The 12,154-nt window shown below is 51.4% G+C and carries 11 protein-coding genes; 4 read left to right on the forward strand and 7 right to left on the reverse strand.

Annotation, left to right across the window (positions count from 1 at the left end):
• Nucleotides 1–18 precede the first annotated feature (18 nt).
• The 3 genes from ribH to pdhA all read right to left on the reverse strand — a co-directional run bounded on the left by ribH (nt 19) and on the right by pdhA (nt 2,677).
• Complete coding sequence (ribH, locus tag KYK14_RS10465) at nt 19–495, reverse strand: 6,7-dimethyl-8-ribityllumazine synthase (RefSeq protein WP_185281859.1); 477 nt, start codon at nt 493–495, stop codon at nt 19–21.
• A 145-nt stretch (nt 496–640) separates the two neighbouring features.
• Nucleotides 641–1,420, reverse strand: a complete 780-nt coding sequence (locus KYK14_RS10470; protein WP_246601785.1) for a tetratricopeptide repeat protein — start codon at nt 1,418–1,420, stop codon at nt 641–643.
• 51 nt (nt 1,421–1,471) lie between these two features.
• Nucleotides 1,472–2,677 (reverse strand): pyruvate dehydrogenase (acetyl-transferring) E1 component subunit alpha, encoded by a 1,206-nt coding sequence (gene pdhA, locus KYK14_RS10475; protein WP_246601786.1) that lies wholly within the window; start codon nt 2,675–2,677, stop codon nt 1,472–1,474.
• A gap of 65 nt (nt 2,678–2,742) precedes the next feature.
• On the opposite strand from pdhA, the gene recF reads away from it, so the two are divergent.
• Nucleotides 2,743–3,852, forward strand: a complete 1,110-nt coding sequence (recF, locus tag KYK14_RS10480) for a DNA replication/repair protein RecF (RefSeq protein ID WP_219158795.1) — start codon at nt 2,743–2,745, stop codon at nt 3,850–3,852.
• Nucleotides 3,853–3,921: 69 nt separating this feature from the next.
• Complete coding sequence (locus tag KYK14_RS10485; RefSeq protein ID WP_258048950.1) at nt 3,922–4,239, forward strand: DciA family protein; 318 nt, start codon at nt 3,922–3,924, stop codon at nt 4,237–4,239.
• Between the two features lie 792 nt (nt 4,240–5,031).
• On the opposite strand, the gene KYK14_RS10490 is transcribed toward KYK14_RS10485, so the two are convergent.
• Nucleotides 5,032–5,475 carry a helix-turn-helix domain-containing protein gene (locus tag KYK14_RS10490; RefSeq protein WP_219158796.1) on the reverse strand — a complete coding sequence of 148 codons (444 nt, stop codon included), beginning with the start codon at nt 5,473–5,475 and terminating at the stop codon, nt 5,032–5,034.
• Between the two features lie 600 nt (nt 5,476–6,075).
• Here KYK14_RS10490 and KYK14_RS22340 point away from each other — a divergent pair.
• Together KYK14_RS22340 and KYK14_RS10495 are read left to right on the forward strand one after the other, a co-directional pair.
• Complete coding sequence (locus KYK14_RS22340; RefSeq protein ID WP_281421328.1) at nt 6,076–6,198, forward strand: hypothetical protein; 123 nt, start codon at nt 6,076–6,078, stop codon at nt 6,196–6,198.
• Nucleotides 6,199–6,542: 344 nt separating this feature from the next.
• The gene (locus tag KYK14_RS10495) at nt 6,543–7,166 is read left to right on the forward strand and encodes a hypothetical protein (RefSeq protein WP_208309036.1); all 624 of its coding nucleotides are present in this window, start codon (nt 6,543–6,545) and stop codon (nt 7,164–7,166) included.
• Between the two features lie 142 nt (nt 7,167–7,308).
• Here the strand turns inward: KYK14_RS10495 and KYK14_RS10500 are convergent, their stop codons facing one another.
• The 3 genes from KYK14_RS10500 to rnr all read right to left on the reverse strand — a co-directional run bounded on the left by KYK14_RS10500 (nt 7,309) and on the right by rnr (nt 11,747).
• The gene (locus KYK14_RS10500; RefSeq protein ID WP_219158797.1) at nt 7,309–7,932 is read right to left on the reverse strand and encodes a rhomboid family intramembrane serine protease; all 624 of its coding nucleotides are present in this window, start codon (nt 7,930–7,932) and stop codon (nt 7,309–7,311) included.
• Nucleotides 7,933–7,964: 32 nt separating this feature from the next.
• On the reverse strand, nt 7,965–8,936 hold the full coding sequence (locus tag KYK14_RS10505; RefSeq protein WP_343217084.1) for a polyprenyl synthetase family protein: 972 nt from the start codon (nt 8,934–8,936) through the stop codon (nt 7,965–7,967).
• A 186-nt stretch (nt 8,937–9,122) separates the two neighbouring features.
• Entirely contained in the window at nt 9,123–11,747 is a 2,625-nt protein-coding gene (gene rnr / locus KYK14_RS10510) for a ribonuclease R (RefSeq protein ID WP_219158799.1), read from the reverse strand.
• Nucleotides 11,748–12,154 lie beyond the last annotated feature (407 nt).

Consider the following 12,154-nt stretch of genomic DNA (forward strand, 5'->3'; position numbering starts at 1 on the left):
CCTCCGCATACGCCCTTCTCAGAAGCCCAGCATGTGGATGGCGGCCACTGCTCCCTCCACTCCTTTGTTGCCATGCTTGCCACCCGCCCGATCCCACGCCTGCTCCAGTGTGTTAGTGGTAACCAAGCCAAAAATGACGGGCTTATTGAACTTCAATCCGACGTTGGTAATACCTTGGGCTACGGCGTGGCAGATATAATCATCGTGCTTCGTCTCGCCTTGAATAACTACCCCTAAGCAGATAACAGCATCTATCTCCTCGTGCTGGGCCAGTAATTGGGCCCCCAAGGTCAACTCGAAGCTACCCGGCACGGTGTTGCGGTAGATGTTCTCTTCTTTCGCGCCATGCTTGAGCAGCGTCTCGTACGCGCCTTGTGCCAGCGTATCCGTAATTTCGCGGTTCCATTCGGCCACTACCAAGCCAAAGCGCTTGTCACTGATATCAATAAAGTGGTCAGAAGTATAGTCGCTGAGGTTTTTGAGAGTAGTTGCCATGTAGCGTAGGGTTTGCAGATGTGGAAGATTTCACGGACGCAGTAAGTAGATGCTACTAGTCGCTACCCGCGTTTATAAAAAAAGGACGGTACTGGACCGTCCTTTTTAATAGTAGTTGCTAGAACAGCAAAACTGCCATTGGGTTTTACTTGCCAGCTAGTGCTTCGGCGCGGGCTTTCATCTGGCGCGCTTCGTTTACCTGTTGAGCGCTTTGGTAGTCGTTGATGATTTTATCGTACGTTTCCACCGCTCCGCTATAGTCCTTCGCCATTTCCTGCGCCGTTGCTTTCTTCATCAGGTACTCTGGCGAGAAGTATTCGTTGGCTTTGTAGTTCGCTGCTTTATCGTAGAAATCGGTGGCTTCCTTGTACTTGTTTAGCTCCATGTTGGCATCGCCTATCAAAGAATAGGCCCGGGCCTGCACCAGCAAATCATCGGAGCTAAAGTCTTCCAAATAGTCGATAGCAGCCTGGAACTTGCCTTGCTTTAGCGCAGCTACACCAGCGTAGAAGCTAGCTAGGTTGCCAGCCTTCGTATTGCCATACTCCGAGGCAATCGTAGTCAGGCCATCGTACTGCCCATCGCCTTGCATGGCCTTGTTCAGCGAATCGGCTTCCCAATAGTTAACGGCCTGGAACATGGCAGTCTGCGCTTTCTCATCCTGCGAGGAGCGCCACATATAGTAGCCGATACCGCCTACCACAGCCAACACGACCACGGCCAGCAAACCCAGCAACAGGTTTTTGTTACGGCGCACAAAGTCTTCTGATTCGGCCAAACGGATGGCCAGAGCATCCGGATCTTCTAACAACGGATGTTCTGCATTGCCAAATTCGCCCTCATGCGTTGCGGGCTGCAATGGGTCAGTAGACACGCGTTGCGGGCGGTTCTGCGGGCTGTTACGCGTATAAGGAATCTTGGACATACTACGAATGGCTCAGGGGAGCCGCAAAGATGCTTGTCAGAAAAAGCGATGCTATTCGCGGATGAAAGGATAATCTTCCTCTACATACACATCGCGGTAGAGTTCTTCCGGATCGGGGAAAGCAGAGTTTTCAGCGAAGTCAACCGACTCTTGTACCTGACCTTTGATTCTTTCGTCGATGGCGTTCAAATCTTCTTCCGATGCCATATTGTGCGTCAGAATGGTGTGGCGCACGGCTTCGATGGTATCACGCGAGCGGAAGTCTTCCAACTCTTCTTTGGTGCGGTACTTGGCCGGGTCGCTCATCGAGTGGCCTTTGTAGCGGTAGGTTTTGAATTCCAGCAAGGTAGGGCCTTCACCAGCGCGGGCGCGCTCGGCAGCGCGGGCTACGGCTTCGTGCACATCCTCTACGTTCATGGCGTTTACCGGCTCCGAAGGCATGTCGTACGATAGCCCTAGCTTATACAACTCGGTTACGTTGGACGTGCGCTGCACCGAAGTACCCATGGCGTAGCCGTTATTTTCGATAACGAAAATAACTGGCAGTTTCCACAGCATGGCCATGTTGAAAGCTTCGTGCAATGCACCCTGACGTACGGCACCGTCGCCCATGTAGCAAATGCACAGGTTGCCGGTCTTGTTGTACTTCTCGGCAAAGGCAATACCAGCTCCCATGGGAACCTGGGCACCTACGATACCGTGGCCACCCATGAAGTTCACCTCTTTGTCGAACATGTGCATCGAACCACCTTTGCCTTTCGAGCAACCGGTTTCCTTTGCAAATAGCTCAGCCATGATAGCATTGGGCGATGTGCCCAGGGCCAGTGGGTGCGCGTGGTCACGGTAGGCCGTAATCCATTTGTCATCCTTGGTCAGGGCCGACACGGCGCCAGCTACACAAGCCTCCTGCCCTATATAGAGATGGCAGAATCCTTTGATTTTTTGCTGACCATACAGCTGGCCGGCTTTTTCTTCAAACTTGCGCATGAGCTGCATTTGCTCATACCAAGAGAGGTATTGCTCTTTCGAAAACTCTGGAGTATCCGGAGTCGTAGCCTTAGGGGCGCCCGTAGCTTCTTTTGCTTCGGGGTTGGATGCCGGTGCACCCGAATCGGGTTGCTGAACCGTTTCCATCAACTCCGTTGCTTCTACCGCAGCTTCGGAAGGTGTGGCCTTACCGCTGGGGGCATTTTTCGTTTTAGCTGGCTTGCTCTCCTTGGAAGCTTTGGGGGCAGCCTTTACTTTCGTCTCCGCCATCGTGCTCTTGGTTGTTCGCGTTTGGGATGCGAAAGTACGTAAAAGGATTGCAATTCCGAACCCGAATGAATCTTGAAACTCTGCATCTTCTCTTCTTCAAGAACTACGAAGAAGTCAATCTACACCTCTCGCCGCATATTAATTGCTTCATTGGCGACAATGGTAGTGGCAAGACTAATCTCTTAGATGCCATTCATTATCTATCGCTCACCAAGAGCGCTTTTAATGCTGCTGATACGCAGACAATTAAACATGGAGAAGAGTTCTTCGTGGTGCGCGGCCGGTTTCACTCCCCTACCCCCGAGCCCACAGAGGAGGTTATCCAGTGCAGTTTACGGGTAGGCCAGAAGAAAACCGTTACGCACGACAAGCAACCCTACGAGCGCATATCCGATCATATTGGTCGCTACCCCGTGGTGCTGATTTCGCCTTACGATACGGACCTCATCCGGCAGGGCAGCGAAGATCGGCGCCGATATTTCGACAGCCTGATGTCGCAGCTTGATCATACGTATTTGGAGCTGTTGATTTCCTATTCCCACCTGTTGCGCCAGCGCAATGCCTTGCTTAAGGCGTCCAATGGCCAAGCGTATGATCGGGACTATCTTTTGGTATTGGATGAGCAGTTAGCGCCCCTTGGTGAGCAGCTGGTTCAATTACGCCAGCAATTCTTAGATGAGTTTACGCCTATCTTCCAGCGGCATTACCAGCAGCTTTCCGATGATCGGGAGGAAGTAACCCTTACTTATAAAAGTCAAGTACCTCCTACTGACTTCCTGAAGGTTCTTCGCCTCAACGAGCGCAAAGACTTGCTGCTTCAGCGCACCCACGCCGGCCCCCACCGCGACGACTTCGTATTCCTCATGAATGACCTACCCGTTAAAAACTACGGCTCGCAGGGTCAGCAAAAATCATATGCTATTGCCCTGAAGCTTGCGCAGTTTGAGATTCTGTCTATCCGCAAACAGCAAAAGCCCATTCTGCTGCTGGATGATATTTTTGACCGTTTAGATGAGAAGCGTATCACGCAGCTTATGCGCCTAGTAGCTGACCATACCTTTGGGCAGGTTTTTCTTACAGATACACACCTCGATCGGACTGATCAGGTACTATCAACTCTATCGGAACAAATAAGTCGTTTCCGGGTCGAGAACGGTTCGGTTGCGCCGCTATAGGTAACTCGTTGTGTACCTTTGCAACCCCCTCTAGATAGGGTGCTACTTTCGCTTCCTTACGCATTTTCAGTGAAAAAACATAAACCTTCAGACAATTACCGTCAGGCTGATATTATGCCGCTGAAGGACGGTATTAAAGCTTTGCTGAAGGCCTACCGTATTCAGGGCAAGCTGAACGAGGTAGTAGTAGTTGCCAGCTGGGAACGGGTGATGGGCAAGGCTGTCGCGCTCAAAACTCAGGAGGTTTTTGTGAGCAAGGGCAAATTGTTCGTACGTCTCACCTCGGCACCTCTCAAACATGAACTCGTGATGGCTAAGACACGGGTGCTAGAGATTATCAATGCGGAGGTTGGCGAGGAGGTTATCAAAGAGGTGGTCTTCTTATAAGACGAGAAGAGTATGCCCAAACAAGCATACTTTCTTCTCAATATATAATACCAAACGAAACTCAGGCTGATGCTTACCGCTTTCGTAAGCCTCTATCAGCGCATGGCTATTCTAGCTTGTGTAGAGAAATTCAATCAACTCAGTTAAACCGAACGCAATGGCTTTTGGAAGGCTTCTCTCTCAGCACCTCCTGCTACCCTCTATATAGACTTAGGTAGACGACCAGTAGCTATACAATGGTTGGTTGGTTGGTTGGGAGTGAATGAATGGGTTCTGAAAGTATTAGTAAGCGCATCCGCAATAAGAAGGGATATGCTACCTATTCAATAGCCGTCCCAATCCTCTAGATCAATCGCCTTCTACGTGTTTCCTATAGTAGTTCATCTACCAATTCTATAGAGGCACTTACCCCATAGACATTTTTATAAGTAGGCAACATTTTCTACCACGAGGCAGCACGTATAGTATATCTTATTATCCTCCGAATAAAGTTCTTGCCTAACTTAATTAAAAGCACCATTGCGACTACCGGTTGCGTTTCGCTTGCTTCACAGAACAGGGCTAAGCAGTGACTTACACTGACTGACTTATTACACTACTTTCAACTTCGAATCTATAAGCGGTGACTTTCTGAACTATCTCAACAAGTAGAGTTTTGTGAGCCTTAAAACAGCTCCACATTGCTCTTGCTGACCCACTAAACGGTATGCTTTCTTCCAACTTCTGATCTTTATTTAGCTTTCATCTGTAGTTGGACTATTTGACAAATATGTTTCACGTGGAACATATTTGTCATTTAGGACCATACACTTTAATCAACAGTTCATTATAAGCCTCTAGTAAGGCAATGTACTTCGTTTGCAAAGCTAAAAGCTGTTCTGTTTGGTCCTGGGAGGGTGTTACAGCAGAGGTGTTACGTTGTAAAGCAGGAGGATTGGACACTTTTGTAGGGGTATTCGTTACAAATGACAAAACAGATTGTGGGCTTTTTGTAAAGTCCTGGGAAAAATCATGTCCGATAATGTCACCTATTTTTTTTACAAATTCGTAATCAAGTGTATCATCCTTGAATTTACGATAGATTGTAGGTCGTGTAATACCTAGTTCGTCTACAATGCGCGTGATAGAAATACCACTGTTTTTGATAGCGTTTTGCAGTATTTCTCCTTGATGCGGCATATCGAGAGCATTGTAACTACTGTTTGTAAAGTTGTAAATATTGATGCGATAAAACAAATAGTGTTACAAATATCAATGTTTAACTGTATGCGTAATATATGTTACAAAACACGCGTAACAAGTAGACATATTACAGTTACATGCTATATATTACAGTAACACATAACGTGTTACATACTGCAAATGATAGCGACATAGTAATCTATAATAAATAAGAAACGACTGAAAAAGCGGTTTTCAGCTCTATTTAAGCTGTTTCACAAAAAAATAAGTGTAAAATAACATTGATACATGCTGTACTGTATCGCTGTGAGTCTCAAGTAAGATTGATCAGTATTACATTGAAACGATAGTGAAAGCGCATTACTATTATACCTAATAGCAGCGTAGGCCTTCTGATGTACATTAGACTCTATCACTCTAAGTCTTAATACACCCTTAAGTCTGAAACGGATTTAAAAACAGTTTTTGAAATCAGACGGAGTAGAAGCTATCATAAAAAGTTTGTGTAATTGGAGTTGGCCCCTGATGGTTGGCTAGGTAGGTTTCAACAGACAATGCAGATCACACTACCTATATCTGAGGTGAGAAAAAGGAGTGTCAGGATAGTGTATCTCATACTTGTTGGAGGAGATACCAGAATCTCTTGACCTTTTATTGAGGACCCCTACCCTACCCTACCCTACCCTACCCTACCCTACCCTACCCTACCCTACCCTACCCTACCCTACCCTACCCTACCTTCTTGTTGCAATGTCTAGTATGTCACCAGATAGATAATAAGTCTGGGAGCCCAGCAGCTACGAACTGGTGCGTAGACTATTTTGGTTAGGCATTTGTAGAAGCGCTTGCATCCACGAACTGTAAGATGCTTGGCCATTGCTGGTATTCCGCTTCACTTGTAGATGATGCTCTAAAGCAATTTGTAAGTCAACGCACGTAGACCAACGCATTAGTTGATATCTGAGCGTTGCGTAGTTTAAAATGCAAGTTGAAAGAGCTGTCGTAAGGATGAAAGTGACGGCACGTCGCGAATACCTGTACACAAACCTAAAAGCCACGGCATTTATAGACTTGCTTTCTTATCAACAGACATTTCAATTTACTCTATATAATACATCAACATGAAAAAAACACTTCTACTCGGCGTGCTGCTTCTACTGCTAGCCGGAGGCTATTGGTACTACCGCAGTATGTCGTCGGGTCCACAGTATTCTCTCTTGAAAGCAGCCGCCGCAGCGCAGGCACACGACGTAGCGGCATTCGAGCAGTATGTGGATATAGAAAGCGTGGCGAGTGGCATTGTAGACCAAGTAACTACTCAGAGCACTACGCTGAAGTTATTGAATCCTGGTGGCGCGGCCTTCATGGGAAGCCTGCGTCTGCTAAAGCCGCAGTTGGCCGCAGCAGCGCGCAAGGAAGTGCAGCGCTACGTAGAAACAGGCTCCGTGGAAGCAGCCGTAGCAGCACAACCAAAGCGCGCTGTTAATGTATCGATACTGGGACTGGCAGGGAAAGTGGTAAGTCCCGACAGCAAGTTCAAGGACGTGAAATATGTGAAGGAAGAAGACAATGGGCAGGCCTTGGTAGGCTTGGAGTTCACGCAGCCAAAGTACGATACCACACTGGTCTTAGAACTGAAAATGCTCAAGCGCGATGACCATTGGCAGGTGAAGCAAGTGACAAATACTGGTGAACTGATACGCCATGTAGCACGGCTAGAAAAACAGCGAATGCTAGGCAAATAGCCCTAGCTGTCGACGTCAATAGAAGCAGAAAGGCCCGGTTGCATGTGCAACCGGGCCTTTCTGCTTCTATTGACCTTGGAATTACTTCATATCAAGGGTAAGCCTGAACAATATCTAATTTAAATATCTGAATGTCAATAACTTAAAATAAATACTGTTGGATTTGCTGTATAAAGTAGGGGCCAATTTGCGGGATGAAGAATAATGTGAGCATTACCCCATACAAAGCACCGTAGAAATGAGCATCATGGTTGATATTATCGCCCGACCGACGGCCCATGTAGTAAGAATAACCGAGGTAGAGAAAGCCGAAAATGAAACCGGGAATGCTGAATGGAATCGGAAAAATGTGGATGCCGCCAATTGGCTGAAACAGAATACCGGAGAAGATAACGGACGCTACCCCACCCGATGCGCCCAAGCTGCGGTAGTCAGGGTCGCGGCGGTGGCGGAAGTAGGTAGGGATATCGGAAACGATGATGCCACCTAAGTACAGCAGCAGATAGCGCCACAGACTACCTTCAAAGCCAAAAATCTGTTCGAAGCTGCCTTGCACTAATTGACCAAAGGAAAAGAAGGCAAACATGTTAAAGAGCAGGTGCATCCAGTCGGCATGCAGGAAGCCGGAGGTGAGGAAGCGGTAGTAATCCTGGCGCTTGGCAACCAGAAAGGGGCTCAGAATCCATTTATCTAGGAAAGTCGGGTTCGACCAGGCATAAACGGAAATGATGGCCGTGAGCACGACCAGAATCAGGGTGATATCCATAGAAAGGGTGAAATCAGGGGGTAGGAAGACGGCTAGCTTTCACGCTCCATCAGTTGGAGCGCCAGCTGCCGGAGTGGCTCTTTGCGCGATGCAGCTACTTCTACCTGCTCTAGGTGCGCCAACGCCGCCTCGAAGTATTCATTGATGAGCGCCTCGGTTTGGGAGCGAATGTGTAGCTCGTCGTATACGGCTGTCACGGCTTGCACCTTGCCCTCAGCATCGACAACGGGCTGCCCAATATACTGCTGCAATACGGCCTGCTGCGCAGCAGTAGCTTGCGCTTGAGCTGTGAGTAGCAAGAAGGTTTTCTTGTCGGATACGATGTCGCCCCCTACCCGCTTGCCGAAGGTAGCGGCATCGCCGTACACGTCCAGCAGGTCGTCGCGGAGTTGAAAGGCAATGCCAATGGCCGTTCCGAACTGCCGCAATTGGTCGGCTTCGGTGGCGGATGCGCCGCCGAGTAGGGCACCTAGTTCCAGCGCAAAGCCAAGCAGGACGGCCGTTTTCAGCCGGATCATATCGAGGTACTGCGCAATGCTTACTTCAGAATCGGTTTCAAAGTTCATATCCCATTGCTGCCCCTCGCACACCTCGGCGGCAGTTTGGCTGAAGCGGCGCAGCACAGTAGGAAGCAGCGCACCTGGCACGTCGAAAAACAACTCATAGGCCCGCACCAGCATCACGTCGCCACTCAGAATGGCCACGTTGGGGTTCCACTTTTCGTGCACCGTGGCCTGGCCCCGGCGCAGGGGCGCCTGGTCCATCAGATCGTCGTGCAGAAGTGTGAAGTTGTGGAAGACTTCGGTGGCCAGGGCAGGCTTCAGAACGGGCGCTAGGTCGTCGGTGAAAAGCTGGGCACCGAGCAGCGTGAGCAGCGGCCGGATACGCTTGCCACCCAGGGCCATTATATAGCGAATTGGCTCGTACAGCGACGCGGGTTGGTCGCCGTAGGACAAGAGGGCCAGTTGGTCGTTGATCGTGCGTGTAAGAGCAGAAATATCCACAGAAGGTAGAGGATGGAATGAGGTAGGCAAGGTACAACGGAAAGATGGGTAGGGCGGCAGCATGGGTAGAACGAAAGAACGTCATGCTGAGCGGAGCCGAAGAATCTCTACCGTGAGTAAATCAATTACTACCAGTAGAGATGCTTCGGCTCCGCTCAGCATGACGTTCTCTAAGATGATACAGTCCTACCGGCGGCGCTTGCCACCGCCTTTGCCAGAGTTTTCCTTGCCGCCGCCGTGGCGGCTGCCCCCGCGGTTGCCACGCTTCTCGTCTTTCTCGCGACGCTTCACGGCATCGGGCCGGCCGTCTACCAACTCGAAGTCGATGGTCCGGTCGAGCAGGTTGGCGGCTTTCACTACCACTTGCAGCGGGTCGCCGAACTGAATGACGCGCTTGGTTTTCTTTCCTACTAAGCGGTAGTTGTCTTTGTCCAGCTCGAAGTAGTCGCCGGGAATGTCGCTGACGCGAACCATACCCTCGCACTTGTTTTCCTGGATTTCGACGTACACGCCCCACTCCGTTAGGCCCGATACCACACCGGTGAACTCGGCCCCAATTTCGTCGGCCATGTACTCTACCTGCTTGTACTTGATGCTGGCGCGCTCGGCCGTGGCGGCACGCTTCTCGCGCTCCGAGGAGTGTTTGCACTCCTCTTCCACCGGCTCCGCGGGCACGTTCTTACCACCTTCGAGGTAGTGCTCCAGCAAGCGGTGCACCATCATATCGGGGTAGCGACGGATGGGCGAGGTGAAGTGCGTGTAGTGCTCAAAGGCCAGGCCGAAGTGCCCGATAGGCTCGGTGCTGTAAATAGCCTTCGACATGGTGCGAATGGCCAACGTCTGGATGACGTTTTGCTCGGGCTTGCCCACTACCTCCTCCGACAAATCGTTCAGCTCGGTGCTGAGCTTTTTGGGGTTGGTGAGGTCCAGCGTGTGGCCAAACTTCTGGGCAAACAGCGCGAAGTTTTGCAGACGGTCAGGGTCGGGCGCTTCGTGAATGCGGTACACCATCGTCATGCGCGGCTTGCGGGCTTTGATCTTGAACACGAACTCGGCCACCTTACGGTTAGCGAGCAGCATGAACTCCTCAATCATTTTGTGGGCATCCTTGCGCTCTTTCACGTACACGCCCACCGGCTTGCCGTTCTCATCCAGCCGGAACTTCACCTCTTGCGTCTCGAAGCTAATAGCACCTTTCTTGAAGCGCTGTTCGTTGAGCTTTTTGGCGATGTCGTTGAGCAGATTCACCTCAGTGGCGTAATCACCTTCCTTTGTCTCGATGCGCTCCTGGGCCTCTTCATAAGCGAAGCGACGGTCAGAGTGAATGATGGTTTTGCCGTACCACGCGTCGTAGAGCTTGCCCTTTTCGTCCAGCTCAAACACGGCCGAGAAGGTCAGCTTGTCTTCATTAGGACGTAGCGAACAAAGGCCATTCGAGAGACGCTCGGGCAGCATCGGAATCACGCGGTCGACTAGGTACACGGAGGTAGCCCGGAATTCGGCTTCCTTTTCCAGAGCCGTATCGGGGCGCACGTAGTGGGTCACGTCGGCAATGTGCACGCCTACTTCCCAATGTCCGTTTTCCAGTTGACGCAGAGATAGAGCATCGTCGAAGTCCTTGGCATCGGCGGGGTCGATGGTGAAGGTAGTCACGTCGCGGAAGTCGCGGCGGCGCTTAATTTCCTTGGCTGAAATCACGTCTGGAATAGCTTCCGACTCAGCTTCCACCTCGGCAGGAAATTCAAACGGCAACCCGAACTCCGCCATGATGGCGTTGATCTCGGCTTCGTTCTCGCCAGCCTGGCCGAAGCTTCGCACCACCTCGCCTACGGGCTGGCGGCCGGGGTCCTCGGGCCACTCGGTAATCTTCACGAGCACCTTCTCGCCGTCGCGGGCTTCGTGCAACCCATCGGTCGGCACAAACACGTCGAAGTAGAGCTTGCGGTAGTCAGGCTTCACAAAACCGAAGCCGGCGTTCTGCGTCATCAGGCGACCTACTACGGTGTCCTTCTCACGCTTCAATATTTCTACTACGTCGCCTACCGGGCGGCCGTCGCGCTGACCGCGTAGACGCACACGCACCGTGTCGCCATCCATCGCAAACATAAGGCGGTCGGTGAACACGCGCACGTCCTCTTCCGACTCCTCACTCACCACGAAGGCAAATTTTTGGGTAGCCAGGTCTACACGGCCGGTGATGTACTCGCCGGGACGCTCGGTTTCGGCGGCGCGCTCGGGGCGGCGCTTCTTCTGGTGGCGCACGTCGCCAGCGTGGTCAAAACCGGCCTCGCGGCGGCGATGAATCACGGGGTCTTTGCCGAACTCGGCTTCTACTGGTCGGCCTTTAGAAACTGAATCGTTGTCATCCTCCTCGGGCCTCGATTGCTCGGAGGTAGGTTTAGACTCCTCGTCCTGGCGTTGCTTGGTAGCAGCGTACTTCGATTTCTTATTGCCTTTGGCAGCCTCGGGGGTAGGCTCGGTGGAAGCCTCTACTTCGGGTGCAGTAGCGGGTACCGGCTCGGCCGACTCGGCGCCGTATAAGCGGTACTCATCATTGCCGACGAGCTCCAGCTGCCCCGTTTCGCGCAGGGTGCGCAGGTGACCGAAGAGCACCTCGCGCTGTTCCTTGGTAGTCACGCCGAGGCGGCGCGCCAGCTGGCGGTAGGGAATGAGGGTTTCGTTGGAAGTGAAAAATTCGCGGGCTACCTGGTTGATGGTAACTGATGCGGTAGGGGCACTCGTTTCTTGCGGAGTGCGGGCAGCTTTCGCGCGTGGGGCGCGGGGAGCGGCGGAATCGTCTTTTCTTTTCATTAGAAAATAGGAGCCGCCAGTGGTTGTCTTTTTCGCAGGCGGCGGTGTAAAATGGGACCGGGCGCAGGGGCGCCGCAGTCAGAGTAAAAAGTAAATTGGGTGGCGCTACGAGAAGCAACCATGCTACAGCTGATCAGCCAGGGTAGGAATAATACGGAATATATCGGCAAACAACTATGTGGGGTTGTCAGAACCACGGATTCGCTCGGATTCGACGGATTAATCGGATTTCGTAGACGGACTACCTCTGTATCATTCCGAACGTAGTGAGGGATCTGAGTGAGCCGACCAGGTAGGTCGGCTTGTTCACAAAATCCGCGTAATCCGATAAATCCGAGCGAATCCGTGGTTCTGACAACTATACCTCGCGGCGGGCCACGGCGGCCTGGATGTCGGCGGGCTCGTCT

This window comes from Hymenobacter profundi, from assembly GCF_019334315.1.
Taxonomy (GTDB): domain Bacteria; phylum Bacteroidota; class Bacteroidia; order Cytophagales; family Hymenobacteraceae; genus Hymenobacter; species Hymenobacter profundi.

Excerpts from the sequence above, each read along its gene's own strand:
- KYK14_RS10495 (WP_208309036.1), top strand. The coding sequence starts at position 6,543 with ATGAAAAAAACACTTCTACTCGGCGTGCTGCTTCTACTGCTAGCCGGA.
- rnr (WP_219158799.1), bottom strand. The coding sequence starts at position 11,747 with ATGAAAAGAAAAGACGATTCCGCCGCTCCCCGCGCCCCACGCGCGAAA.
- KYK14_RS10470 (WP_246601785.1), bottom strand. The coding sequence starts at position 1,420 with ATGTCCAAGATTCCTTATACGCGTAACAGCCCGCAGAACCGCCCGCAA.
- ribH (WP_185281859.1), bottom strand. The coding sequence starts at position 495 with ATGGCAACTACTCTCAAAAACCTCAGCGACTATACTTCTGACCACTTT.
- KYK14_RS10500 (WP_219158797.1), bottom strand. The coding sequence starts at position 7,932 with ATGGATATCACCCTGATTCTGGTCGTGCTCACGGCCATCATTTCCGTT.
- pdhA (WP_246601786.1), bottom strand. The coding sequence starts at position 2,677 with ATGGCGGAGACGAAAGTAAAGGCTGCCCCCAAAGCTTCCAAGGAGAGC.
- recF (WP_219158795.1), top strand. The coding sequence starts at position 2,743 with ATGAATCTTGAAACTCTGCATCTTCTCTTCTTCAAGAACTACGAAGAA.